The sequence below is a fragment of the Pseudomonas sp. 13159349 genome (genome assembly GCF_013305685.1).
Lineage (GTDB): Bacteria > Pseudomonadota > Gammaproteobacteria > Pseudomonadales > Pseudomonadaceae > Aquipseudomonas > Aquipseudomonas asiatica.
Window position 1 is genome coordinate 2,095,462 of record NZ_CP045553.1, and the last position, 24,936, is coordinate 2,120,397.

The following is a 24,936-nucleotide window of genomic DNA, read 5'->3' on the forward strand; positions in this document are numbered from 1 at the left end:
AGGACCGTTGATGAGCGAGAAAGACACCATTTCCATGCAGCTGGTACGCGAGGCGCTGTTGCAGACCTGCCCCGCTGGCGAGCCCGATATCGGCTTGCTGGCCCGGGCGGGTATCGCCGTCGAACAGCTGCACCTGCCTGCGGCGCGAGTCAGCGCCGAGTCCTATGCCCGGCTCTGGCGCCTGCTGGCGCGGCGCTGCAACGATGAGTTCTTCGCCATGGACCCGCGCGGTCTGCGCAGCGGCAGCCTGGCGTTCATGTGCCGTGCCAGCATGGGCCAGCCGACCCTGGGCGCTGGCCTGGAAACCGCGCTGGCGTTTCTGTCACTGATGCTTGAAGACCTGCAGCCAAGCCTGGTGCGCCAGCAGGGCCTGGCCGAAATCGTCATCAATGAACCGCGTGACACCCCGCGCCGCGCTTTCACCTATTTCACCTTCTGGATGATCGTGCACGGTGTGACCTGCTGGCTGGCCGGGCGACGTATCCCGATCCTGGCCATCGATCTGCGCTGTGCCGAACCGCCGTTCTGCGATGACTACCGGGTGATGTTTTCGGAAAACCTGCAGTTCGAGCGCCCGCGCACACGCATGATCATCGCTGCCGAATGCCTTGAGCTGCCGCTGCGGCGCAGCGAAGAAGAACTGCAGCGTTTTCTGGCCGAGGCGCCGGGCAACATCCTGGTCAAGTACCGTGACCCGGCCAGCCTCGGGCGGCGCATTCGCACCGACCTGCTGCGCCTGGATCCGGGGCAGTGGCCCGATGGTGACAGCCTGGCGCGGCAGTTGTGCCTGTCGCCCTCTACCCTGCGCCGGCGGCTGGCCGAAGAGGGTCAGAATTACCAGGGGTTGAAGGACAGTGTGCGGCGTGAGCTGGCGATTGCCTGGCTGAGCCAGGAAGACGCAGCCATGAGCGAAATCGCCGAACGCCTGGGCTTTGCCGACAGCAGTTCGTTCTACAAGGCGTTTCGCAAGTGGTTCGGCTGCAACCCCGGGCATTACCGTGCGCTGATCCTCAAGCGCGGCAGTGGCGGCTAGGGGACCACGCCTTCCCGCTGCCGGCCGCCGCCGCTGGCAAGCATCGTGACGAGTCGATCACTGACCAGGAAATCGACGATGTCTCAACCTGCCTTGCATCCCAAGTTGCTTCACCCCGCCGAAGACTTCATCGCCCAAAGCTTGCCCGCCTGGTTGAAGGCGGCCAAGCCCAAGCAGCTTGCCAGGCTGCAACTGCGTTTCAATGCCTATCTTGCGAGTCAGAGGCAGATGGCAGGGTTCGCCGACCGCCTGCAGCCTCTGGACCGGTTTGCCAAGCAACTGTTCGAGCCTGCCTTGCGTCAGGACAGCCAGCTGAAGCTGCAGGTTGACCTGGACAAGCTGGTGTGGCGCGAAACACGCGCACGGCTGGATGTGAGAACCGGCTTGATCCCTGATTATCAACCGTACTTCGTGCGCATGCCGGCCTTGCAAAAGCTGTTGCAGAACTTCAAGGCCAACGAGTCCTTCTTCCTCGGCACCGCCTTGACCCTCCCGGGAGCCCACCAGGACGAGCAGGTGGTGAGCGAAGACATCGACCGGATTGTCAGCCTGTGCCGCCAGGTGGATGTCGGCAGCGCCTACCAGCGGCACCTGGCGCAGGTATTGACCCCTGACTATGAAAAAGCCCTGACCACCGACCGGCGCCTGGAACTGGCCGTGGCGGTCGAGATCGCGGCCATCAAGCAGCAGCTGGATCCGCAAGACCTGCTGCTGCTGCGTGTCGCGTGCAAGGATGAACACGCCGTGATCAAGGGGCCGCTGCAGCTGGAGATCGGTGCGCTTCAGGTCCTTGGCTGCCGGGTGGATGGCGCGCTGGCGGTTGAATTGATCGAGCAGTCCCGCCACCAGTCCACGTTTCCCTTCGGGGTACCTGGGCGCTTGAAAAGAGTGATCCTGTACACCCCTGACGATCAGGCGCAACCCCTGCGCGCGTTCACCAACTGGGATGAGGCGAACCGCGTCCTGGCCACGGCGATGGGCAACCAGGACTATCGGCAGGCATTCGTGCGGCGCATTGCCTTGGGTGATCGCGCCACTTGTGAGCAGGCCCTGGCCACCCGCTTGCAGGATGCACAACCTGACCTGGAACCCCGCAGGGTGTTGGAAGCGGGGGACGGTTTTGCGTCGATGGCCGCCTGGCACATTCAGCGAATCAAGGCCGATGGACGTTTCCTAGCGGTGCCCACCGCCCAGGCCGATGACGCGGCTTCGGAGCAGCGCCTGGACGAGCTCAAAGGCGCCGGCCTGGTATTGCTCAACCTGGCGGGCCTGTTCGTGCCGGTCATCGGGGCTTTGCTGCTGGCGGACCTGGCCAGGCAACTGTTGACCGAAACTTTCGAGGGCGTGCGTGACTGGCAGTTGGGCCATCAGCATGAGGCCTTGACGCATATGCTCCAAGTGGCCTTCAGCGTGGCAACCACCGGTGCGGTGGTTGTCGGTGTCCATCTGGCCCGCAGCGCATTCGTCGAAACCCTGGAGCCGGTCATCACCGAAGATGGCCGGCAACGGCTGTGGCGCAATGAGCTGGCGCCTTACCAGGAAACTACTCCACCCGTTCAGCTGACGGAGCTCGACAATGGCTTGCTCGCCGAGGGTGAGCGCCATTGGTGGCGGTCGAATGGTGCCTTGTATCGGGTAAGGCAAACCGCCAATGGCGCTTGGCGCTTGTTGCATGCCGAAGGTGACGCGGCGTTCGGGCCGGTGCTGGAACGTTGTTCTGCGCGTGGCTGGCGGCTGGCTTACGAGCGGCCACTGGAATGGCAGGGCGCCGCGCTGTTGCTCGGGCGGCTCTGGCCGGCTGCGGCCGCGATGGACGCTGTGCGGGTGGAGCAGGTGCTGAAAGTCGCGGATGTCGACGAGGCCTACCTGCGTGGCCTGCTGGTGGAGCGGCGAGCGATGCCAGTGCAGCTGCGCGATACCTTGCAGCGCTTTGCCGTGGACGCGCGCGCGCAAGCCTTTTTCAGCCGGCTGGAAGCGGGGGAGGCCGATACCGATTCCGACTTGTGGCAATGGTGCATCGAAAGGCTGCAGCTGCAGGATGAAACCGTCGAAGAACAGGCGCTGTCGATCGGTGACGCGGCAATCGAGTTGCGTGAGGCGATGCTCGAGCATTTCTCCAGGCTTTACCTGGCTGACGACCCGCTGCTGGGCTTGATCCAGCGCGACTTCCCGACGCTGCCAGAAGCCTATGCCCTCGATGTGCTGGAGCAGGCCACCGAGGCTGTGCGCTTACGCATGCAGGCAGAGTCCCGTCTGCCGCTGGCATTGGCTGAGCAGGCGCGGGTGGCCCTGCAACTGGCGCGCCTGACCCGCATGCGCGAAGCGTTGTACCTGCAAGGCAGTTACCGGCCGGAAGTGGTGGCGCTGGCCTTTGCCCTGCTGCGTCGGCATGGCCCCGGCGCTGCCGGGTTCAACCTGGTGTTGCGTCGTGACCCGTATGCTGGGGCGGCGATGGAACGGCTGTTCGCCGAGACCGACCTTGAGCAGGACGTGGTGCTGGTCAGGCGGGAAGGGCGCTTCCAGCTCTACAACGACAGAGGCTTGCCGGATGAGCGCGAGGTCGCTGCCCCCGAGGGGCTGTTCGAGGTGCTGGCCGCTTGCCTGCCCGTGGAATACCGGGTGCGACAGGGTTGGAATGGCACCGATGCGCCGACCAGAATCCGCGAGCAGATGCAGGCCTGGCTACCCGGTGACCGGCAGGCCCTGCTGCGCCTGCTCGGCTGGCGGGAGGCAAGGCCCATGGCATCGCCCATGCAGCGTTTGGCCGATGGCCGAGCGGGCTATCCACTGGGTGGCTGCCAGTCGTGCATCGGCTCGCCGGAGCGTGTGGTGCGGCAGCGGGTGCGCGCCTTGTACCCCGGTATCGGGGATGTCGGCGTCGATCGCTATGTCCAGAGCCTGTTGGACATGCGCGGGGGCCTGTTCGAGAACCTGCTGCGTGTCGAGCAGGAATACCGCCGCCTGGATGACAGCTTGCTGGCCTGGGTTGCAGAGGTGGCGGGCAGCGCCAGCCGCGCACGCCGACGCGTCGCAGATTCGTTGCGGCGTGCCTGGCAGATGCGCAGCGACCGCGCCGTCGGGGCTATCGGCAACGATGCGGTGCTCAGCCTGAGCATCGTCGCCGTACCGGTGGGCAGCCTGCCTGTATTGCCGATCGGGACGGACTTCTCGCACGTGTCGGAATTGACCCTGTCGGCGCTCGGTCTGGATGCCATCCCGTCGGGGTTCCTCGCCTGCTTCCCGGATCTGCTGTGCCTGGACATGAGCGACAACGCCTTGCGTGCGCTACCTGCGGGGCTGGAGCGGTTGACCGCCTTGCGCCAGTTGCTGATGCCGCGCAACCGTATTCGTATCTCGGAGCCGCAGGCCAATGTGCTGACCGGCCTGGCGCTCTTGCGTTCACTGGACCTGAGTGACAACCCGCTCGGCGACATCAGGCTACAGTTCGAGCGGTTGCCCAGCTTGCGGATCCTGCGTTTGAACCGCGTGCATATGACGGCGCTGCCCCGAGGCCTGGAGTGGTGTGGCCTGTTGGTGTTCGCCGACCTTCGCAACAACCAGATAGCCGAGTTGCCGGCAGCCTTGTTTCAGGCCCCGTTGCAGTTGCGCCGTGCCATGCACCTGGAGGGCAATGCACTGCCAGTGCAGGATCTCGATCGCCTTTATGCCGCCGAACGCCTGCTGGCCACGCCCCGCCCGCAACGGCACGCCCCGGCCCGGGAACAATGGCTGCAGACCCTGGACCCAGCGGCGCGGCAGGAGCAGCAAGGGAAATGGGATGCGCTGAATGCCGAGCCCGGCAGCCTGGCTTTCTTCGAGCTGCTCAGGCAACTGACGAGCACGGCCGAATTCAGCAAGGCGCCGGCCGAACTCGGGTTCAGGGTATGGGCAATGCTGGATGCCGCCCATGCCGATACCACCACGCGCATGGCGCTGTTTGACCTGGCAGCGGAGCCCACCACCTGTGTGGACAGCGTTTCCACCGTGTTCAGCCGCCTTGAGGTGCGCATGCATGTCGAGCAGGCCACCCGCGGCGGCGACCCGATCTCGACCCGCTCGGCACGCCTGCAGCTGGCCAAGCGGCTGTTTCGCGTGCACTGGGTGGAGAAAATCGCCCGGCGAGAAATCGACGCCCGCTACCAGGATGGACGCTGGAGCCGCGGGAACCATGATGAAGAGGAGGTGGAGGTCAATCTTGCCTACCTCAGCGGCTTGGCCCAGCGCCTGGACCTGTTGGGCCAACCTCGCCACATGCAGTTTGGCAGGCTGGCCAACGTGTCGCCGCTGCAACTGGAGGAGGCCTTCAAGGAAGTGCTTGAGGTTGAGGCGGGCGAGCAACGGATCGTGTTCATCAGCGAGCGTGATTTCTGGTTGCCGGTACTGCGGGCAGAGCATGCGGACGACTTCGAAAGCCTGGAAATGCAATTCTCCCTGCGGCTGGAAACACTGGACGAGCAAAGGGAGGCCTTGACCAGTGACGAGTACTGGAACCTGAGCAACGCTCTGCGCGACGAGCGCGAGCAGGCCCTGGCCAGCCTTGCCCAGCGCCTTACGCGCGAAGCGTTCATGGTGCCAGAGGCAAAGTGACGGCCCTTCAGGGGCGGCACGCAGTGTGCCGCCCTGCTTCTACCGCAGGGGTTCCCTCTGCGCAAGCGCCGGCAGGATGCACACCATGCGTGGCTTTCGACAGTCATCCAGGGACCTGCCATGACCCGCGAACCACACGCCCCACAGCCCCCCTCTGCATCTTCCAGCCACTTGCACGACGGTTTCATCGGTGACCGGTTGCCTGCCTGGCTCAAACAGGCCACGCAAAGCCAGATACGCACCTTGCGCGAAAGCCTGGAAGCCCATCATGCCACCCAGGCCCGGTTGCGCGGGATCACCCTGGCGCTGCCGTCACCACAGCAGTTCGCCGAACGGCAATTCGCCAGTTTGTTGCGCGAGCCGCTGCCGGGTGACGTAGCGTTCTGGCAGCTGGAGTGGCTGGAAGTTTCCCATCGTTTTTCGTCCACGCCCGGCGCAGAGCCGCCATTTCCCACTTACGGGCAACGGCGTGAAAACGGCTTGCTCCGCCTGATGCGCAACTTTGCCGTCAGCAACGATTTCTACCTGGGAACCGGGTTGGTCGCGCCGGGGCAGGAACGGGTACTTTCGCGAGGCACCGATGAACTGGTCGAGGCGTGCCGCAAGCTCGATGCCGGGCGCCTGTACCAGCAGGAACTGGACCGCACATTCGATGCCGCGGCACAGCGCATCTTGTGTGAAGACAAACGCTCCGGGCTGCGCCTGGCCGTGCAGGTTGCCGCGCTGAAAGGCGAGATTACCGAGCCGGTCAAGGAGGCATTGCACGCCCTGGTGGATAAACCCGCGGATCGGCGATCTGCCAGCCTCACGGGCCACCCGGGCCTGCTCGAAGCCCTCGGTTGCCCAGTGGCGGATGGTGTGTGGATTCAACTTCGCGACACGCATGGGCAAACGCAGGGTGGCGTGCTCTACCTGCCCAGCGACCCGGTACAGGCGTTGCGACACTTCGACAGCCATGCCTCGATCAACCGCGCGCTGGTGGCCGAGCTGCGCCATGAACCCTATCGCCAGTCATTCAGCCAGTTGATCGGCCTGGATCAGCGTGCCGGGTTCATGCACAAGCTGCGGGCCCGACTGGAGGATGACCAGCCGGACCTGGAGCTCGATGGCAGCGTGCCGCAGCATGACATTTTCCAGGCGCTGGCTGCACAGCAGACAAACCGGGTGAAGCAGGATGGCCGCCTGTTGCTGGTGCCGACCGCCGATGCCGATGAAGCCGCGTCGCGTGAACGGCATGAGGCGTGGAAGGCCGCCGGCCTCGATGTGCTCAACCTCGCTGGCCTGTTCATTCCGGTGGTGGGCGGCTTGCTGCTCGGGCAACTGGTGGCCCACACCCTCTCGGAGGTTTTCGAGGGCACGCAGGACTGGTTGCGAGGCCATCAGCACGAGGCGCTGGAGCACATGCTGGGCGTTGCCGAGATACTGGCGGGCACCGCCGCGACGGTGGCGGGCGTCACCTTCGTGCGCAGCGCGTTCGTCGCGGCGCTGGAGCCGGTAAGGCTCGCCAATGGGGCGGGGCGTTTGTGGTCCCGAGATCTGGCAGCTTTTGCCTCGACCCCTGAGACGATCACCTTGGGTACGGACGGGGCCTATGCTGATGGCGAGCGCCGCTGGATGAAGGCCGACGGGGTCTTCTACGAAGTTCATCGGCCTGACCCCGATGGCCCCTGGCGTCTGCGCCACCCCGGTCGCGAAGAGGCGTACGGCCCGGTCGTGCTGCACAATGGCGAACGCAGTTGGCGCCTGATGCACGATGAGCCCCAGCGTTGGCGCGACCCTGCGAAAATGCTCGATACACTTTGGCCGCGCGATCAACCTTTCGATAAACAGCAGGCGCAGCGGATCTTGCGCATGGCCGGCATCGATGAGGACGAACTGCGCGGCCTGCTGGTGGAAAACCGGCGAACGCCTGCCACCTTGCGGGAAACCCTCAAGGCATTCGATGCCGATGCCCGGATCGACACGTTCTTCCGCAACCTGGAACGCGACACTGTCTCCGATCAGGACTTGCAGCTGCTGGCCTGGTGCGAGGCCCGACCGGGCAGTGTAAAGGGGCGTGCGGCAGTGCTGGCGGACCGGCCAAGGTCGAGCGACCTGCTGTTCGCACGGCTGACACGCCTGCCCGAATCGACGGAGCCTTTGCTCAAGCCGCTGATGGCGCTGGGGCTGCCTGAGCCCTATGCGCGCGATCTGGCCGACGGAGCAAGTCACGAGGCTCGCCAGCTGTTCGTCAGTGGTGGAAAGTTGCCGCAAAGCCTGGCCACCCAGGCCAGGTCGTTGTGCTCGCAGGCGAAGGTGAGCAGGGCGCTGGCAGGGTTTTATCTGCCGAGTGCATATAGCGACGAAACGGGCATGCTGGTGCTGGCATTGCTGAATGTCGAGGCCATTGATGCGTTCAGCCTGGCGTTGAGCAATGCTGCTGCGGATGCCGTGGCGTTGAAACGCATCGGTTCGGTTGGCGATGCGGCCGAGCAACGGGTGCTGGTGCGTGAGCAAGGTGTCTTTGCCCTGTATGACGGGCAGGGCCGAAAACTCGCGATGCAGCCACCTGCTTCCTCATGCATCTTCCAGGCTGTGCTGGCCGCGCTCGAATCGCGCAACCTGCTGGGCCGGTTGGGCCTGGCCGAGAACGCCAATGCCGAGCGCCTGCGCGAGAAGCTCATGGCGCACCTGGGTACCCATGAGGAAATAGCCCGCATGCTGGGCTGGGCGTCGACGGAGCGCTGGTTCAACCCTGGGCAGCGCCTTGCCGATGGCCGCGTCGGTTACCTGCTCAGCGGGCGCGCGGCACTGCCCACCACATCCAGGGAACAACTGCGGGCCGGCCTGAGGCGATTCTTCCCGGGGCTGGGCGATTCGCTGGAAACGCAAGTTGACCGCTGGCTGCTGCAGAATGTGTCGGTCGCCGATGCGCTCCTGGCGCTGCAGGACGATTTTGAGCAGTTGAACCGCGCGCTCAATGGTTGGGTGTCGGCTGCGCTGAGTGACACTTTGCGGGCGCGACGCCAGCTGTTCGCCGAACGATTGCTGCGTGCCTGGCAGGCGCTTGGCGACCATGTGGTGGTCGACAGTGACGGCAAGCGCCAGGGGCTGCGCCTGGTGCTGAATGATCTGCCCACCGATTCGTTGCCGGTCATGCCTGCACCTATCGATTTCTATCACGTAACCAGCCTGGTACTGAGCGAGACGACCATCGGGGTGGTGAACGAGGAGTTTCTGCGGGCATTCACCTACCTGCAGGAGCTGGACCTGAGCCACAACCAGCTGTTGCGCTGCCCGCGCGGGCTTGGCTACCTGACCAACCTGCGCCGGTTGCGCCTGGGGCATAACCGCATTCGCCTGGATGCCCATGCCATCGAAGCACTGAACGGGTTGCCGCTGCTCAGTCACCTCGACCTGAGCCATAACAGCCCGCTGGGGGTGTACGAAATGCGCTTCCATCACCTGCCTCATCTGATCGAGCTGAATTTGCGTCGCTGCGGGCTCAGCGAGTGGCCCAGAGGGCTCGAGTTGTGTGGCTTCCTGCAACGAGCCGACCTGCGTGACAACTTCTTGCGGGGTGTGCCTGACGGCGTGCTGGCCATGCCGCTGGAGTTTCGCCAGCGCATCCTGATTGATGGCAACCGCCTGACCATGGCCGATTACGGCAAGCTCTACGCCTTGGAGCCGCTCCTGGAAGAGCCGCAGGAAGAGATAGGCCGAGCCTGGTGGGTCGGTTCCGACTCCGCCAGCCATGGGCGCGGCGAGCTTTGGGACCGGCTGAGCACCCGGGACGAAAACGCCCGCCTGTTCGATCTGCTGGAGCTTTTGCAAGGCTTGGCGGACTTCAGCTGGCCCAAGGCTTATCTGCTGCGCATGGGCTGGCAATGCCTGTCGATGCTGGAGACAGACGTCGAGTTCGCTCGCCAGGCGCAACTGGCGGCCGACGATGTGGTGATGGATGACAACGGTGCCATCGACCTGTTCAGCCGACTGCTGCGTCTGCATGCCGAGCGCGACGCGGCAGGCGATGGTGCGCAGTCCCGAGGCCCGAAGTTGCTGGCGTTGGGGCGCGCCTTGCACCGCCTGGACCGCCTTGACGAGTATGTCGAGACCGAGCGGCAAAACCTTGAAGGCTTCGCCGAGCCTGCAGTACTGGCGACGTTGGCAATGCGCTACAGGGTGCGCTTGCGGACCAGGCTCAGGTTGCCGTTCCAGCCTGCCAGAATGCGCCTCAGGGCGGCCGCCGTAGGGTTGAGCGAGCATCGGCTGCAGGCGGCAGAGGCAGCCGTGGGAAGGGCGGACGTTCTCGATGATGTAGTGGCCGACTTGTGCACGCGCGCGTTCTGGCAGCGCTTTGTGCAACAGCACTTTGCGCAGCCGTTCAACGACCTGGAGCAACTCGCCGCTGAGCAGCGGGCGGCCCTGGCGGTAAGGCGCGATGAACTGGGTGAAGCACAGTATCTGAACCAGGTACAGGCGCTGGATGCGCAGCTGCAGGCCGATCGGCTGACGTTGCAACTGCAACTGACCCGGCACTACGTGATCAGTCTGGAGCGCGCACCGGGCTGATGGCCACCGGCCAAACCGGTCATCCAGTTTGACAACTTAGGCCATTGCCGCGACGCCAGCGCGGCGCGAACATCGTCGGACCGATGGTTCAACTCCAAAAACAAGAAACCAGGAGTCCGACGATGCGCGATTACACCGAGGCCGCTCGTGCGTTCGACCATGGCCAGGCTGCTGCGGCGGCGCTACATGGCAACCTCGAAGCCCTCAATGCCTGTGTCGAATGTTGCGACCGCCATGCCGGTGAGGGCAAGACCGCACTGGTCTGGGAAGACCGCGAGGGCAACAGCGTGCGCTTGAGCTTCGACCAGTTGCAGGCACTGGCGGCCCGTTTCGCCAATGTGCTCGAAGCGCAAGGCGTGGGTGCGGGTGACCGGGTCGCCGGCCTGATGCCGCGTACCCCCGAGCTGCTGGTCACCATCCTCGCCACCTGGCGTCTCGGCGCGGTGTACCAGCCACTGTTCACCGCGTTCGGTCCCAAGGCCATCGAACATCGCCTGGAGCAGTCCCACGCCCGGGTGGTCGTTACCGACAGCCACAACCGCGCCAAGCTGGACGATGTGCACGCCTGCCCGACCATCATTACCGTCAATGCCCGCAATGGCGAGCTGGACTTCCAGCAGTGCCTGGACAAAGCCGCAGACAAATGCGAGCCGGTCATGCGCTCGGGCAACGACCCGTTCCTGCTGATGTTCACCTCCGGCACCACCGGCCCGGCCAAGCCACTGGAAGTGCCGCTGCGGGCCATCGTCGCGTTCCAGGGCTACATGCGCGATGCCATCGACCTGCGCCCCGAGGACAACTTTTGGAACCTGGCCGACCCGGGCTGGGCCTATGGCCTGTATTACGCGGTCACTGGCCCGCTGTCGCTGGGCCATGCCACCACCTTCTACGATGGCCCGTTCAGTGTTGAAAGCTGCGCACGGGTGATCGACAAGCTGGGCATCACCAACCTGGCCGGCTCGCCCACCGCGTACCGCCTGCTGATTGCCGCCGGGGATGACTTCTCGGCACCGATCAAGGGCCGCCTGCGGGTGGTCAGCAGTGCCGGCGAACCGCTCAACCCGGAAGTGATCCGCTGGTTCGCCGACGAACTGGGCGTGACCATCCATGACCACTACGGGCAGACCGAACTGGGCATGGTGCTGTGCAACCACCATGGCCTGCAGCACCCGGTACACCTCGGCTCGGCCGGCTTCGCCATCCCCGGCCACCGCATCGTGGTGCTGGACGAGCAGGGCAACGAACTGCCCGCCGGCCAGCCGGGCATCCTCGCGGTCGACCGCGAGCAGTCGCCGCTGTGCTGGTTCGCGGGCTACCACGGCCTGCCGACCAAAGCCTTCGTCGGCAAGTACTACCTCAGCGGCGACACCGTCGAGCTGAACCAGGACGGCAGCATCAGCTTCGTCGGCCGCAGCGACGATGTGATCACCACCTCCGGCTACCGGGTCGGCCCGTTCGACGTCGAGAGCGCACTGATCGAGCACCCAGCGGTAATCGAAGCGGCGGTGATTGGCAAACCGGACCCGGAACGTACCGAGCTGATCAAGGCCTTCGTGGTATTGGCCAGCGGTTACCAGGGCAGCGCCGAGCTTGAAGAGGCTTTGCGCCAGCACGTGCGCCAGCGCCTGTACGCCCATGCCTACCCAAGGGAAATCGAATTCGTCAGCGAGCTGCCCAAGACCCCGAGCGGCAAGCTGCAACGCTTCATCCTGCGCAACCAGGAAGTCGCCAAACAACAAGCGCAACAGGCCACCCCTGCCAGCGCCTGAAAGGAACCGATCATGCAGATAGCCAACAAACACTTCATCGTCAGCGGCGCCGCCTCCGGGCTGGGTGCTGCCACCGCGCAGATGCTGGTCGAGGCCGGCGCCAAGGTCATGCTGGTCGACCTCAATGCCCAGGCCGTTGAAGCCAAGGCCCGCGAACTGGGCGAAAACGCCCGTTTCGCGGTGGCCGACATCAGCGACGAGCAGGCCGCCCAGGCGGCGGTCGATGCGGCCGTCAGCGCCTTTGGCAGCCTGCACGGGCTGGTCAACTGCGCCGGCATCGTCGGTGCCGAGAAAGTGCTGGGCAAACAGGGCCCGCATGGCCTTGCCAGCTTTGCCAAGGTCATCAACGTCAACCTGATCGGCAGCTTCAACCTGCTGCGCCTGGCCGCCGCGGCCATGGCCGAAGGGGCTGCAGATGAGGGTGGCGAGCGCGGGGTGATCATCAACACCGCCTCCATCGCCGCCTATGACGGCCAGATCGGCCAGGCGGCCTACGCTGCTTCCAAGGGCGCCATCGCCAGCCTGACCCTGCCGACCGCCCGCGAACTGGCGCGCTTCGGCATCCGTGTGATGACCATCGCCCCGGGCATCTTCGAAACGCCGATGATGGCCGGCATGACCGAGGAAGTACGCGCCTCGCTGGCCGCCGGCGTACCTTTCCCACCGCGTCTGGGGCGCCCGCAGGAATATGCCGCGCTGGCCCGCCACATCATCGAGAACAGCATGCTCAACGGCGAGGTGATCCGCCTCGACGGTGCACTGCGCATGGCTGCCAAGTAAGGAGAGCGAACATGACCCTCGCCAATGACCCGATCGTTATCGTCAGCGCCGTGCGCACGCCCATGGGCGGCCTGCAGGGCGACCTCAAGAGCCTGACCGCGCCGCAGCTGGGCAGCGCCGCCATCCGTGGTGCCGTGGAGCGTGCCGGCATCGATGCTGCCAGTGTCGAGCAGGTGCTGTTCGGCTGCGTGCTGCCGGCTGGCCAGGGCCAGGCACCGGCGCGCCAGGCCGCGCTGGGCGCCGGGCTGGACAAACACACCACCTGCACCACCTTGAACAAGATGTGCGGTTCGGGCATGCAGGCGGCGATCATGGCCCATGACCTGCTGCTGGCCGGTACCGCCGATGTGGTGGTGGCCGGTGGCATGGAAAGCATGACCAATGCGCCGTACCTGCTGGACAAGGCCCGTGGCGGTTACCGCATGGGCCACGGCAGGATCATCGACCACATGTTCATGGACGGCCTGGAAGACGCCTACGACAAGGGCCGCCTGATGGGTACCTTTGCCGAAGACTGCGCCCAGGCCAATGCCTTCAGCCGCGAAGCCCAGGACCAGTTCGCCATCGCCTCGCTGACCCGCGCCCAGGACGCTATCAAGAGTGGTCGCTTTGCTGCCGAGATCGTGCCGGTCGAGGTTACCGAGGGCAAGGAGAAGCGCGTCATCAAGGATGACGAACAACCGCCCAAGGCGCGCCTGGACAAGATCCCGCAGCTCAAGCCGGCCTTCCGCGAAGGCGGCACGGTGACCGCCGCCAACTCCAGCTCGATTTCCGACGGCGCTGCGGCGCTGGTGCTGATGCGCCGCTCCGAAGCCGACAAGCGCGGCCTCAAGCCGCTGGCGGTGATCCACGGCCACGCCGCTTTTGCCGACACCCCGGCACTGTTCCCTACCGCGCCGATCGGTGCCATCGACAAGCTGATGAAACGCACTGGCTGGAACCTGGCCGAGGTCGACCTGTTCGAGATCAACGAGGCTTTCGCCGTGGTCACCCTGGCGGCCATGAAGCACCTCGACCTGCCGCACGACAAGGTCAATATCCATGGCGGCGCCTGCGCCCTCGGCCACCCGATCGGCGCTTCCGGCGCGCGCATCCTGGTGACCCTGCTGTCGGCCCTGCGCCAGAACAACCTGCGCCGTGGCGTGGCGGCCATCTGCATCGGCGGTGGCGAGGCCACGGCCATGGCTGTCGAATGCCTGTACTGAGGTGAATCATGCTGGTAACTGACGAGCAACAACAGATCGCCGACGCGGTACGCGCCTTTGCCCAGGAGCGCCTGAAACCGTTTGCCGAGCAATGGGACAAGGAACACCGCTTCCCCAAGGAGGCCATCGACGAGATGGCCGAGCTGGGCCTGTTCGGCATGCTGGTGCCGGAGCAGTGGGGCGGCAGCGACACCGGCTACGTGGCCTATGCCATGGCCCTGGAGGAAATCGCCGCCGGTGACGGCGCCTGCTCGACCATCATGAGCGTGCACAACTCGGTGGGCTGTGTGCCGATCCTGCGTTTTGGCAGCGAGCAGCAGAAAGAACAGTTCCTCACCCCGTTGGCCAGCGGTGCGATGCTCGGCGCCTTCGCCCTGACCGAACCGCAGGCAGGCTCCGACGCCAGCAGCCTGAAGACCCGTGCACGTCTGGATGGCGACCACTACGTGCTCAATGGCAGCAAGCAGTTCATCACCTCCGGGCAGAACGCCGGGGTGGTGATCGTGTTCGCCGTGACCGACCCGGACGCCGGCAAACGCGGGATCACTGCTTTCATCGTGCCCACCGATTCGCCGGGCTACCAGGTGGCGCGGGTTGAGGACAAGCTCGGCCAGCACGCCTCCGACACCTGCCAGATCGTTTTCGACAATGTGCGCGTGCCGGTGGCCAACCGCCTGGGCGCCGAAGGCGAGGGCTACAAGATCGCCCTGGCCAACCTCGAAGGCGGCCGCATCGGCATCGCCTCGCAGGCGGTGGGCATGGCCCGCGCGGCGTTCGAAGTGGCGCGTGACTACGCCAACGAGCGGCAGAGCTTCGGCAAGGCGCTGATCGAGCACCAGGCGGTGGCCTTCCGCCTGGCCGACATGGCGACGAAGATTGCCGTGGCCCGGCAGATGGTGCTGCACGCTGCCGCGCTGCGCGATGCCGGGCGCCCGGCGCTGGTGGAAGCGTCGATGGCCAAGCTGTTTGCCTCGGAAATGGCCGAAAAGGTCTGTTCGGATGCCTTGCAGACCCTGGGCGGTTATGGCTATCTGAGCGACTTCCCGCTGGAGCGGATCTACCGCGACGTTCGGGTTTGCCAGATCTACGAAGGCACCAGCGACATTCAGCGCATGGTCATTGCGCGCAATCTTTGAAGGAGCAGACTGCATGGCATTCGAAACTATCCTGTTGGATATCCACGGCAAGGTCGGCCTGATTACCCTCAACCGCCCGCAGGCGCTGAACGCGCTGAACGCGCAGATCGTCGGCGAGATCAACCAGGCCCTGGACCAGCTCGAGCGCGATCCGAACATCGGCTGCGTGGTGCTGACCGGTTCCGCCAAGGCCTTTGCCGCTGGTGCCGACATCAAGGAAATGGCCGAGCTGCAATACCCGCAAATCTACGTTGACGACCTGTTCAGCGATTCCGACCGCATTGCCAACCGGCGCAAGCCGATCATTGCCGCGGTGTCCGGTTTTGCCCTGGGCGGTGGCTGCGAGCTGGCGATGATGTGTGACTTCATCCTGGCGGCGGACAATGCCAAGTTTGGCCAGCCGGAAATCAACCTTGGCGTGCTGCCGGGCATGGGCGGCACCCAGCGCCTGACCCGCGCGGTGGGCAAGGCCAAGGCCATGGAACTTTGCCTGACCGGTCGCCTGATGGGGGCTGAGGAAGCGGAGCGTGCCGGGCTGGTGGCGCGTATCGTGCCGCAGGCGGAGCTGGTGGAAGAGGCGCTGAAGGTGGCCGCGACCATTGCCAGCAAGTCGATTCCGGTGAGCATGATGGTCAAGGAGAGCGTCAACCGTGCGTTCGAAGTCACCCTCAGCGAAGGTGTGCGCTTCGAGCGGCGGGTGTTCCATGCGGCGTTTGCTACCGAAGACCAGAAAGAGGGGATGGCTGCGTTCATTGCCAAGCGCGAGGCGCAGTTCAAGGATCGTTGATTGGAATCGGCATTGCCGTTGCTTTTGCTTTTGCTTTTGCTTTTGCTTTGCTTCTAAGCGCACGGTAGCTCAGGCGCCGCCGATTGCGACTTCAGGAGGCCGAGCGAAGGGACTGCGGAGGGAGGTGACGGGCATGGATGCCCGTCAAGCGCTGAGGCCCCATGGATGGGGCCTGCAGCGCGTACTCCCGGGAGCAGGCCCGTAGCGAGGGGACCCCGGAGCGAAGCGTAGGGGCCGGATGATGGGAGCCAGCGTTTTTTGGTTACTTTTTGTCGCGTTTGACAAAAAGTGACCCGCCGTAAGGGCGGAAAGGTGATTAAGCGCCACCTTCGAAAATGAATGTTGACCTTGTTGTTGATGCCCACGCTTGAAAGCGAAGAGCGAAGAGCGAAGAGCGAAGAGCGAAGAGCGAAGAGCGAAGAGCGGAAACGTACTGGTCTTGATCTCGCGCATAGTCCATTTACGATGGCGACGCTTACTCACCTTTTCGCCCTTACGGCGAGTCACTTTTTGTCAAACGCGACAAAAAGTAACCAAAAAACGCTGCGCTCCCATCATCCGGCCCCTCCGCTACGCTACGGGGTTCCCTCGCTCCGGTCTTGCTCCCGGGAGGACGCGCTGCAGGCCCCATCCATGGGGCCTCAGCGCTTGACGGGCATCCATGCCCGTCACCTCCCTCCGCAAAACCTCTGCTCGGCCTCCTGAAGTCGCGAAGATCAAGATCAAGATCAAGATCAAGATCAAGATCAAGATCAAGATCAAGATCAAGATCAAGATCAAGATCAAGAGCCAGAGCCAGAGCCAGAGCCAGAGCCAGAGCCAGAGCCAGAGCCAGAGCAGAGGGCGCCGACTGGCGGAATGTGGGCACCGGAAGCAAATTCGCACCCAATTGCAGTTGCTCCACGCGACGTGGCGCCTTAGACTGCCGCCCCCTGTAAAAGAGTGCCGGTTGGCGCTTGAAGAATTCCGCTGCCGATGCCAAGGCGTCGGCGGCACCCGAATCGCCCAAATGCACATTTTTTCATAGAGAAATCGATGACCAAGGAACAGTTGCTGGCCATGTCGGCCGATGACTACATGAACGCTGACCAGCTGGCTTTCTTCGCTGGCCTGCTGCAGGCGATGAAAGTCGAAACCCATGAACGCATCGAGCTGAGCCGTGCCACCATCGAAGGCCTGGACACCCCGTCGGACCCTGCCGACGTGGCTTCGGTCGAAGAAGAGCGTAGCTGGCTGGTGAACGCCATCGACCGCGACCAGCGCCTGCTGCCGCAGCTGGAAATGGCCCTGGACCGTATTGCCGACGAAAGCTTCGGCTGGTGTGATGACAGCGGTGAACCAATCGGCCTGAAGCGTCTGCTGATCAGCCCGACCACCAAGTACTGCATCGAAGCCCAGGAGCGCCACGAGCAGCTCGACCGCCACCAGCGCCAGGTGTAACCCCGCGCGGTGTGCCAAGCCCCACGGAGCGATCCCTGGGGCTTTTTGCGTTTCTTGCCGGCGGCGGTTTTGTTGCCCTGCACGTAACACTGCTGTACCGGGATGCGCTGTTTCAGCGCCGTAAGCAGGCGTATCATCACTTTATCGTTAGGGTGCTAATTAAATTCCGGAGGGAATGATGAATAGCCGGGTCGATGTAGCCGTGATGATTGGTTCTGGTGTGCCAGCCTCGATGCGGGCGTTGGGTAAACGCATCTGCTGGGTGGTGCTGGTCAATGGCGAACGCCGTGGTACCGCATTTGCCACCCGTGAAGAGGCCTTGGAGTGCCAGGCGGCCTGGCAGCAGTTGAAGAAGGGCCTGGCTGCCTGAGCACCGTGAGTGCTGCCGGCAAGCGAACGGGGTGTTGTTCAGGGCGTTCGCTTGTAAGAAATGTACTTTGCCTCTCGACGAATTTCGGTGTTTTCGTGCATATTCTTTCCCCAGTAATGCGCTGATGGATTGCAGGGCCCGTTCTTACGTGCGCTCTGGCATTGCCTGTCGCATTTTTTCTGGCGGTTTTGCTGTCAGACATTGCGCTTCCCGAATCGGGAATATGCCGAAAGCCTGTATTTGAGGCCAGATCTGGCAAGCCAGGGTAAAGATTCCCGCACGCTGCATCGCCAGCGGGCGCAGACATTTCGCATATCGCTTTATTACTCTTTTCGCCTATCGATAAGAAATGGCCGTGCCTCACCGAGCTTTGGGTGAGGGCGGGTTGTAACCGGTTGAGGATTACTTCATTGGCAGTCAGCACTCTTGATACCCATGCGTTGTTCGCCTTGGGCGACTTGCGCGGTAAATTGGCCCAGCTGTTCCAGGGCCGCTTTGTCTATGTTACGGAACAGAGTCCCGAAGGCCTGTACATGGCCGAAATCGACACCGAAAGCGCATTGGTCGTCGATGACAAGCAGCGTTTGGAACTGAAGGTCGGCGACCACTTTCGCGCCGCCGTGCTGCCCAGCCGCGAAGGCGGCAAACTGGAAATGCGCTTTCGCGAAATCAAGTTGAACGTATATGGCGTGGGCGACTATGCCTTTGTGTCGGTGCCTGAAGGCGAGGGCATCGTGTTCCGTGAAGGCCACGGTGTGATGCTGGTATTCGCCGCACAGCAACAAGTGCAGGAAGGCCTGGGCAAGTTGCTCAAGGCGGTGACCGGCAAGGTTGCCAAATGGCGCAAGGGTGAGCTGACCACCTTCAAGGCCAGTGAATGACCCACAGTGACGACGCGCCTGCCACGCGTGCCGAGTTCCATCGGCAGCACCAGGCGGATGCCGTGGCCGAGGCCGAGCGTTTGCTGGCCAGGCGCGAAGAACTGCAAGGCGCCTGGTTGAACTGGGTGGCAGGGGAATTGTATCGCCTCGACCCGCCGCCTTATGCGGCCATGGTCCGGCGCGAGTTGCAGCGCCTGTCCCAAGGGTGAGGTGGCGACCTGTCAGTTGCCTCGATCGCGGCCGCTGCTGACTTCTTCAGGGACCGGCTCTTTCGCCATGCGCTTGCGGAACAGCGCCGCCCGGGCCAGCAACAGTGTGGTCACCGGCACGGTGATCGACAGCAGGATCGGAATCAGCCAGGCGTGCAGCACCGGGGCTTCCTTGAGCCAGGAAAAGTAGATGATCGAAGCCAGTGCCACGCACCAGGCACCAATGGTCGAAGCCAGTGCCGGCGGGTGCATCCGCTGGAAGTAGTCCTTCAGCCGCAACAGGCCCACGGCACCGATCAGGGCGAACAGGCTGCCGGTCAGCAGCAGCGCGGCTGTGACCAGCTCCAGCCAGAAGGGGAGTTGCAGGGTTTCAGTCATTCGATCACCTCACCGCGCAGCAGGAACTTGGCCAGGGCAAACGAGCCAACGAAACCGAACAGCGCAATCAGCAGGGCACCTTCGAAGTAGGTGTCACTGGCATAACGGATTCCCAGCACCAGCATGGTCAGCATCGCCAGGATGTACAGGTAGTCCAGCGCCAGCACCCGGTCCTGGGCGGACGGGCCGCGGAACAGCCGGATAAGTGCCAGGGCCATGGCCAGGGCGAAGATGAACAGGCTGGCGAGGACAGCATTGGCGAGCAGGCCTGTCATTGGAAAATCTCCATCAGCGGGCGTTCGTAGGTGTCCTTGAAGTGCTGGATGAAGGCCGCCTCATCGTCCAGGTCGAACACATGCAGCAGCAACACGCTGCGGTCCAGGGCCAGCTCGGACCAGACCGTGCCGGGCACCACCGTGGTAATCATCGACAACGCCGCCAGGCCATGTGGGTCGTGCAGGGCCAGCGGGATGTGCACGAAGGCCGAGCGCGGCGGCTGCTTGCCGGCGCGCAGCACGCCACGGGCAACCAGGAGATTGGACATGATCACATCGATGCCGACACGGCCAATCAGCCGGGCGATGGCCAGCGGCCGTCGCACATGGGCATGCTGTGGGCGCAGCGGTGCCATCAGCAGTGGCGCCAGCACGCCGAGCGCGGTTGCCAGCAGCAGGTTGCCGGGGCTGACCGAGAGGTTCAGCAACAGCCACAGTGCGAACAGCGAAACCGATAACAGCGGTGCCGGGAACAGTCGATTCATGGCTGCACCTGTACGTCGAGCGAGGTGGGGCCAGGAATCGGCCGGGCGGCCATCACGGCTTCGATATAGGTGTCGGGGGCCTGCAGGCTGGCGGCGGTGTCCTGGGTGTAGCGCAGCAGCGGCTCGGCCCTGAAGCTGAGGATGAAGCACAGGCCGAGCAGGATGACGATGGGCAGACATTCATAGCGGCGCAGCACCGGCGACGGGCGCTCTTCAGGCTTCCAGAAGCGCTGGATGCCGACGCGGCCGAAGGCGATCAGCGAGGCCATGCCAGACAGGACCAGCAACGCCACCAGGCCCCAACCCGCCATGCCCAGCGGCTGCTCGGCAGGCACGCCCAGCCCTTGCGGGTTGAACAGCGCGCTGATCAGGTTGAGCTTGCCGACAAAGCCCGACAGCGGCGGCATGCCGATGATCAACAGGGCGCAGGCGATGAAGCTGAGGCCGAGGAAGGCCATGGTCCACGGGATGATCTGGCCGATCACCACCTTCTGTTCATCGTCGAGGTTGATACCCTTGGGCGGGTGCAGTGATTCCAGCGGTGGCGGCATGGCGTCTTCTTCGTCGTCCAGCGGTGCTTCGTTGGCCGAGCGCGAACGTTCGACCAGTTCGGCGAGCAGGAATAGCGCGCACAGCGCCAGGGTCGAATTGACCAGATAGAACAACGCCGCGCCGGTCAGCGCCGATTGCGCAAAACCGACGGCGCCGAGCAGGGTGCCGGCTGAAACCAGGATGCTGAGGGCGGCCATGCGCTCCAGGCGCTGCGCGGCCATGATCGACACTGCCGCCACCGCCAGGGTGACCAGGCCACCGTACACCAGCCATTCACCACCGAAGTGCGCCGAGGCCCCGGCCTGCCCTGAGAACAGCAGAGTCCACAGGCGCAGCACGGCATACAGGCCGACCTTGGTCATGATGGCGAACAGCGCCGCCACCGGCGCGCTGGCCGAGGCATAGGCCGGTACCAGCCAGAAGTTCAGCGGCCAGATGCCGGCCTTGACCAGGAAGGCCATGGCCAGGATCGCCGCGCCAGCGTGCAGCAGGCCACGGTCGGCCTCCGGCACCAACGGAATCTTCAGCGCCAGGTCGGCCATGTTCAGGGTGCCGGTCACGCCATACAGCATCGCTGCGCCGATCAGGAACAGCGACGAGGCGAACAGGTTGATGGCAATGTAGTGCAGGCCGGCACGCACTCGGGCGCGGCCCGAGCCATGCAGCAGCAGGCCATAGGAAGCGGCCAGCAGCACCTCGAAGAACACGAACAGGTTGAACAGGTCGGCGGTGAGGAAGGCGCCGTACAGGCCCATCAGCTGGATCTGGAACAGTGCGTGGAAGCTGGCCCCGGCACCGTCCCAGCGAGCGCGGGCAAACAGCAGGGCACTGAAACCGATGATGCCGGTGAGGGTCAGCAGCAGGGCCGACAGGTGGTCTACCACCAGCACGATGCCGAACGGTGCCGGCCAGTTGCCCGGCAGGTAGACACCGATCGATTCCGCCTGGCCCTGGGTGCGCACCCACAGCAGCAGGCTGACCGCGATGGCCAGGCCGGCAAAGGTCGACAGCAGGTTCAGCCAGGCCTTTGTCTGCCGGTGTTTCTCGCCCAGCAGCAACATCAATGCCGCGGTAACCAGGGGCAGCAGGATGGGCGCGATGATCAATTGGCTCATGCCACTCATTCGTCACGCTCCCGGCCATCCACATGGTCGGTACCGGTCAGGCCGCGCGAGGCCAGCAACACCACCAGGAACAGCGCGGTCATGGCGAAGCTGATGACGATGGCGGTGAGCACCAGGGCCTGCGGCAGCGGGTCGGTGTAGTGCAGCAGGTCCTGGGGCACGCCGTCCTTGATGATCGGTTCCTTGCCGATGAACAGGCTGCCCATGCTGAAGATGAACAGGTTGACCCCGTACGACAGCAGGCAGAGGCCCATGATCACCTGGTAGGTTCGCGGGCGCAGGATAAGCCACACTCCCGAAGCGGCCAGCACGCCGATGGCAACTGCAATCACTTCTTCCATCAGACGGCTCCTGCTTGGCTGGTTTTCGCCGGGTTACCCGGGCGGTAGGCGCGCACCGATTGGTGCGCCAGGGCGGTGAGGATCAGCAGGGTCGAGCCGACCACCACAGTGAACACCCCGACATCGAAGAACAGCGCGCTGGCCACGTGCACATCGCCGAGCAACGGCAGGTGCAGGTGGGCGGTATGGGTGGTGAGGAACGGGTAGCCCAGCAGCATGGCGCCCGCGCCGGTCAGGGTTGCGCACAGCAGCCCGGTGCCCATCCAGCGCAGCGGGCGCAGGCTCATCTGCGCCTCGACCCACTGGGTGCCGGCCACCATGTACTGCAGGATGAACGCCACCGACATCACCAGGCCGGCAACAAAGCCGCCACCCGGCTGGTTGTGGCCACGCATGAACAGGTACATCGACACCAGCAGGGCGATCGGCAGCAGCAAGCGCACCAGCACCGCGGGCACCATCATGAAGCCCAGGGCGGTGTCGGTGGCATGCCGCGGGTTGATCAGGTCGGTGACCACGTCGGGTGCCAGCTGACGCTGTTGCGCCGGCAGTTGCATGCTTTCCTTGGGCGGGCGGAAGCGCCGCAGCAGGGCGAACACGGTCAGCGCCACGGCCACAAGCACGGTGATTTCACCGAGGGTATCGAAGCCACGGAAGTCGACCAGCATGACATTGACGACGTTGGTGCCACCGCCCTGGGGTAGTGCCCGGCTCAGGTAGAACGAGGAAATGTCGTTCGGCGTCGGCCGGGTGAGCATGGCGTAGGACAGCACGGCCATGCCGCCACCTACAAGCACCGCCAGCAGCAGGTCGCGCAGGCGACGCATGCGCGCACGCTCGAGGCTGCCCGGCAGCGGCGATACGCCTTCGATTCGCCGCGGCAGCCAGCGCAGGCCGAGCAGGATCAGCACGGTGGTGACCACTTCCACTACCAGCTGTGTCAGGGCCAGATCGGGCGCGGAGAACCAGACGAAGGTGATGCAGGTCATCAGGCCGCAGACGCTGACCATGATCAACGCCGCCAAACGGTGATACTTGGCCTGGTAGGCAGCGCCGATGGCGCAGGCGATGGCGATCAGCCACAGCGCGACAAACACGCCCGAGCCCGGAATCTTCGGTCGGTCGCCCCAGCTGAGACCACTGTAGAGCATGGGGGTGAGGCCGGCGAGGAAGGCGGCGAGCACCAGCATGAACAGCTGCGATTGCAGGCGGCGGCTGGTGAGCAGGCGCTCGATGCGCCGCGCCAGCAGCATTAGCTGCACCTGGCCGTGTTCGAACAGGCGCTTGCCATTGAAGCGTTCGATCACCGGTGGGTAGGGGAAGCGGCCAAGGCGCAGCTGCTTGCGCAGCAGCAGGTAAAGCACGATACCGCCGCTCATGGCCACCAGGCTCATGATCAGCGGCGCGTTCCAGCCATGCCAGATGGCCAGGCTGTATTCCGGTAGGGTGCCGCCCACCACAGGCAGGGCGGCGGCGGCCAGCAGCGGGCCGACCGACTGGGCAGGGAAGATGCCCACCACCAGGCAGGTAAGCACCAGCAATTCGACCGGCGCACGCATCCAGCGTGGCGGTTCGTGTGGTGTGTGCGGGAGGTCCTGTGCAGTGGGGCCGAAGAACACATCGACGGTGAAGCGCAGGGCATAAGCCACGCTGAAGGTGCCGGCCAGGGTGGCGACCACCGGCAACGTGGCCTCGACCCAGGCAGTGGAGCTGATGAACACCGTTTCGGCGAAGAACATTTCCTTGGACAGGAAACCGTTCATCAACGGCACGCCGGCCATCGAGGCGCTGGCGACCATGGCCAGGGTGGCGGTGTATGGCACCAGGCGTATCAGCCCGCTGAGGCGGCGGATGTCACGGGTACCGCTTTCGTGGTCGATGATGCCGGCGGCCATGAACAACGAGGCCTTGAAGGTGGCGTGGTTGAGAATGTGGAACACCGCCGCGACCGCGGCCAGCGGGCTGTTCAGGCCCAGCAGCAGGGTAATCAGGCCCAGGTGGCTGATGGTCGAGTACGCCAGCAGGCCCTTGAGGTCGTTCTGGAACATGGCGGCGAAGGCGCCGAGCAGCAGGGTGAGGGCGCCAGCACCGCCTACGATCCAGAACCACTCTTCGCTGCCCGACAGCACCGGCCACAGGCGCGCCAGCAGGAACACCCCGGCCTTGACCATGGTCGCCGAGTGCAGATAAGCCGATACCGGGGTGGGCGCTGCCATGGCATGGGGCAGCCAGAACTGGAAGGGGAACTGTGCGCTCTTGCTCAGGGCGCCGATGAGGATCAGCGGCAGCAGCACCGGGTACAGCGCATGCTGGCGGATGGTGTTGCCGGCAGCCAGGACCTTGTCCAGGTCGTAGCTGCCGACCACATGGCCGAGCAGCAGGGCACCCACCAGCAGGCACAAGCCGCCCGCGCCCGTGACCATCAGCGCCATGTAGGCGCCACGGCGGGCGTCGGCACGGTGGTGCCAGTAGCCAATCAGCAGGAACGAGAACAGGCTGGTGAGTTCCCAGAAGAACACCAGCTGGATCAGGTTGCCGGAGATCACCAGGCCGAGCATGGCGCCCATGAAGGCGAGGAAGAAGGCGAAGAAGCGCGGCACCGGGTCTTGTGGCGACATGTAGTAGCGGGCATACAGCGAAACCAGCGTACCGATGCCCAGCACCAGCAGCGAGAACAGCCAGGCGAAGCCGTCCATGCGCAGCACCAGGTTCAACCCCAGGCTGGGCAGCCAGAGGAACTCTTCGCGAATCACGCCACCGTGGGCAACCTGAGGGTACAGCAGTGCTACCTGGACAGTGCCGACCAGGGCCACGAGCCCGGCAAGAATGGACTCCGCGTTACGTGCGTTGTGCGGCAGCACTGCTGCCAGGCAACTGCCCACGAACGGCAGAAGCAATAGCACTATCAATGACATAGCGTTCTATTCTGGAGAAGTTTGCAAAGAATCATACGTGCCGAGGGGTTGATCACCAACACGCAAGCTGTCGCAGAATCCTACAAACAGGCTGTGACAAGCTGTTTTTTTATAACAG

The 24,936-nt window shown here is 64.3% G+C and carries 19 protein-coding genes; 13 read left to right on the plus strand and 6 right to left on the minus strand.

What is annotated here, in order from left to right; genetic code table 11:
- Nucleotides 1-10 precede the first annotated feature (10 nt).
- From GEV38_RS09910 to GEV38_RS09970, 13 genes are all read left to right on the plus strand, one after another.
- Entirely contained in the window at nt 11-1,033 is a 1,023-nt protein-coding gene (locus tag GEV38_RS09910) for an AraC family transcriptional regulator (protein ID WP_015269649.1), read from the plus strand.
- 78 nt (nt 1,034-1,111) lie between these two features.
- Nucleotides 1,112-5,620 (plus strand): NEL-type E3 ubiquitin ligase domain-containing protein, encoded by a 4,509-nt coding sequence (locus GEV38_RS27900; RefSeq protein WP_173895784.1) that lies wholly within the window; start codon nt 1,112-1,114, stop codon nt 5,618-5,620.
- Nucleotides 5,621-5,740: 120 nt separating this feature from the next.
- Nucleotides 5,741-10,171 (plus strand): dermonecrotic toxin domain-containing protein, encoded by a 4,431-nt coding sequence (locus GEV38_RS09920; RefSeq protein WP_054573660.1) that lies wholly within the window; start codon nt 5,741-5,743, stop codon nt 10,169-10,171.
- Nucleotides 10,172-10,293: 122 nt separating this feature from the next.
- Nucleotides 10,294-11,940, plus strand: coding sequence for an acyl-CoA synthetase (locus GEV38_RS09925; protein WP_013971830.1), 1,647 nt, complete (start codon nt 10,294-10,296; stop codon nt 11,938-11,940).
- A 12-nt stretch (nt 11,941-11,952) separates the two neighbouring features.
- Nucleotides 11,953-12,720, plus strand: a complete 768-nt coding sequence (locus GEV38_RS09930; protein WP_013971831.1) for an SDR family NAD(P)-dependent oxidoreductase — start codon at nt 11,953-11,955, stop codon at nt 12,718-12,720.
- Between the two features lie 11 nt (nt 12,721-12,731).
- Nucleotides 12,732-13,925, plus strand: a complete 1,194-nt coding sequence (locus tag GEV38_RS09935) for an acetyl-CoA C-acyltransferase (RefSeq protein ID WP_024086601.1) — start codon at nt 12,732-12,734, stop codon at nt 13,923-13,925.
- Nucleotides 13,926-13,933: 8 nt separating this feature from the next.
- Nucleotides 13,934-15,061, plus strand: a complete 1,128-nt coding sequence (locus GEV38_RS09940; RefSeq protein ID WP_013971833.1) for an acyl-CoA dehydrogenase — start codon at nt 13,934-13,936, stop codon at nt 15,059-15,061.
- Between the two features lie 13 nt (nt 15,062-15,074).
- Nucleotides 15,075-15,848 (plus strand): enoyl-CoA hydratase, encoded by a 774-nt coding sequence (locus GEV38_RS09945; protein WP_023662690.1) that lies wholly within the window; start codon nt 15,075-15,077, stop codon nt 15,846-15,848.
- Nucleotides 15,849-16,509: 661 nt separating this feature from the next.
- A complete protein-coding gene (locus tag GEV38_RS09950; RefSeq protein WP_173895514.1) occupies nt 16,510-16,875 on the plus strand; it encodes a hypothetical protein in 366 nt (121 codons plus the stop codon).
- An 8-nt stretch (nt 16,876-16,883) separates the two neighbouring features.
- A complete protein-coding gene (locus GEV38_RS09955; protein ID WP_003259022.1) occupies nt 16,884-17,288 on the plus strand; it encodes a TraR/DksA C4-type zinc finger protein in 405 nt (134 codons plus the stop codon).
- Nucleotides 17,289-17,466: 178 nt separating this feature from the next.
- Nucleotides 17,467-17,658, plus strand: coding sequence for a hypothetical protein (locus GEV38_RS09960; protein ID WP_015269656.1), 192 nt, complete (start codon nt 17,467-17,469; stop codon nt 17,656-17,658).
- Nucleotides 17,659-18,068: 410 nt separating this feature from the next.
- Entirely contained in the window at nt 18,069-18,539 is a 471-nt protein-coding gene (locus GEV38_RS09965) for a hypothetical protein (RefSeq protein WP_003259020.1), read from the plus strand.
- Nucleotides 18,536-18,748 carry a hypothetical protein gene (locus tag GEV38_RS09970; RefSeq protein ID WP_054572864.1) on the plus strand — a complete coding sequence of 71 codons (213 nt, stop codon included), beginning with the start codon at nt 18,536-18,538 and terminating at the stop codon, nt 18,746-18,748. The genes GEV38_RS09965 and GEV38_RS09970 overlap by 4 nt, the downstream gene beginning before the upstream one ends.
- A gap of 12 nt (nt 18,749-18,760) precedes the next feature.
- Here the strand turns inward: GEV38_RS09970 and GEV38_RS09975 are convergent, their stop codons facing one another.
- From GEV38_RS09975 to GEV38_RS10000, 6 genes are read right to left on the minus strand one after another with little or no spacing between them, the layout of a single operon-like run.
- Entirely contained in the window at nt 18,761-19,126 is a 366-nt protein-coding gene (locus GEV38_RS09975; protein WP_003259017.1) for a Na+/H+ antiporter subunit G, read from the minus strand.
- Nucleotides 19,123-19,401, minus strand: a complete 279-nt coding sequence (locus GEV38_RS09980; RefSeq protein ID WP_003259015.1) for a K+/H+ antiporter subunit F — start codon at nt 19,399-19,401, stop codon at nt 19,123-19,125. The genes GEV38_RS09975 and GEV38_RS09980 overlap by 4 nt, the downstream gene beginning before the upstream one ends.
- Nucleotides 19,398-19,886 carry a Na+/H+ antiporter subunit E gene (locus GEV38_RS09985; RefSeq protein WP_054572863.1) on the minus strand — a complete coding sequence of 163 codons (489 nt, stop codon included), beginning with the start codon at nt 19,884-19,886 and terminating at the stop codon, nt 19,398-19,400. Before GEV38_RS09985 ends, GEV38_RS09980 begins: the two co-directional genes overlap by 4 nt.
- Nucleotides 19,883-21,562 (minus strand): monovalent cation/H+ antiporter subunit D, encoded by a 1,680-nt coding sequence (locus GEV38_RS09990; RefSeq protein ID WP_015269659.1) that lies wholly within the window; start codon nt 21,560-21,562, stop codon nt 19,883-19,885. The genes GEV38_RS09985 and GEV38_RS09990 overlap by 4 nt, the downstream gene beginning before the upstream one ends.
- Nucleotides 21,559-21,903 (minus strand): Na+/H+ antiporter subunit C, encoded by a 345-nt coding sequence (locus GEV38_RS09995; protein WP_013971840.1) that lies wholly within the window; start codon nt 21,901-21,903, stop codon nt 21,559-21,561. Before GEV38_RS09995 ends, GEV38_RS09990 begins: the two co-directional genes overlap by 4 nt.
- Nucleotides 21,903-24,818: a monovalent cation/H+ antiporter subunit A gene (locus GEV38_RS10000; protein ID WP_054572862.1), complete on the minus strand. Its 2,916-nt coding sequence runs from the start codon at nt 24,816-24,818 to the stop codon at nt 21,903-21,905. The genes GEV38_RS09995 and GEV38_RS10000 overlap by 1 nt, the downstream gene beginning before the upstream one ends.
- Nucleotides 24,819-24,936 lie beyond the last annotated feature (118 nt).

Coding starts and splice junctions, on each gene's coding strand:
- GEV38_RS09935 (WP_024086601.1), top strand. CDS start 12,732: ATGACCCTCGCCAATGACCCGATCGTTATCGTCAGCGCCGTGCGCACG.
- GEV38_RS10000 (WP_054572862.1), bottom strand. CDS start 24,818: ATGTCATTGATAGTGCTATTGCTTCTGCCGTTCGTGGGCAGTTGCCTG.
- GEV38_RS09980 (WP_003259015.1), bottom strand. CDS start 19,401: ATGACAGGCCTGCTCGCCAATGCTGTCCTCGCCAGCCTGTTCATCTTC.
- GEV38_RS09955 (WP_003259022.1), top strand. CDS start 16,884: ATGACCAAGGAACAGTTGCTGGCCATGTCGGCCGATGACTACATGAAC.
- GEV38_RS09910 (WP_015269649.1), top strand. CDS start 11: ATGAGCGAGAAAGACACCATTTCCATGCAGCTGGTACGCGAGGCGCTG.
- GEV38_RS09925 (WP_013971830.1), top strand. CDS start 10,294: ATGCGCGATTACACCGAGGCCGCTCGTGCGTTCGACCATGGCCAGGCT.
- GEV38_RS09995 (WP_013971840.1), bottom strand. CDS start 21,903: ATGGAAGAAGTGATTGCAGTTGCCATCGGCGTGCTGGCCGCTTCGGGA.
- GEV38_RS09990 (WP_015269659.1), bottom strand. CDS start 21,562: ATGAGTGGCATGAGCCAATTGATCATCGCGCCCATCCTGCTGCCCCTG.
- GEV38_RS27900 (WP_173895784.1), top strand. CDS start 1,112: ATGTCTCAACCTGCCTTGCATCCCAAGTTGCTTCACCCCGCCGAAGAC.
- GEV38_RS09970 (WP_054572864.1), top strand. CDS start 18,536: ATGACCCACAGTGACGACGCGCCTGCCACGCGTGCCGAGTTCCATCGG.
- GEV38_RS09960 (WP_015269656.1), top strand. CDS start 17,467: ATGAATAGCCGGGTCGATGTAGCCGTGATGATTGGTTCTGGTGTGCCA.
- GEV38_RS09985 (WP_054572863.1), bottom strand. CDS start 19,886: ATGAATCGACTGTTCCCGGCACCGCTGTTATCGGTTTCGCTGTTCGCA.
- GEV38_RS09920 (WP_054573660.1), top strand. CDS start 5,741: ATGACCCGCGAACCACACGCCCCACAGCCCCCCTCTGCATCTTCCAGC.
- GEV38_RS09950 (WP_173895514.1), top strand. CDS start 16,510: ATGCCCGTCACCTCCCTCCGCAAAACCTCTGCTCGGCCTCCTGAAGTC.
- GEV38_RS09930 (WP_013971831.1), top strand. CDS start 11,953: ATGCAGATAGCCAACAAACACTTCATCGTCAGCGGCGCCGCCTCCGGG.
- GEV38_RS09940 (WP_013971833.1), top strand. CDS start 13,934: ATGCTGGTAACTGACGAGCAACAACAGATCGCCGACGCGGTACGCGCC.
- GEV38_RS09975 (WP_003259017.1), bottom strand. CDS start 19,126: ATGACTGAAACCCTGCAACTCCCCTTCTGGCTGGAGCTGGTCACAGCC.
- GEV38_RS09945 (WP_023662690.1), top strand. CDS start 15,075: ATGGCATTCGAAACTATCCTGTTGGATATCCACGGCAAGGTCGGCCTG.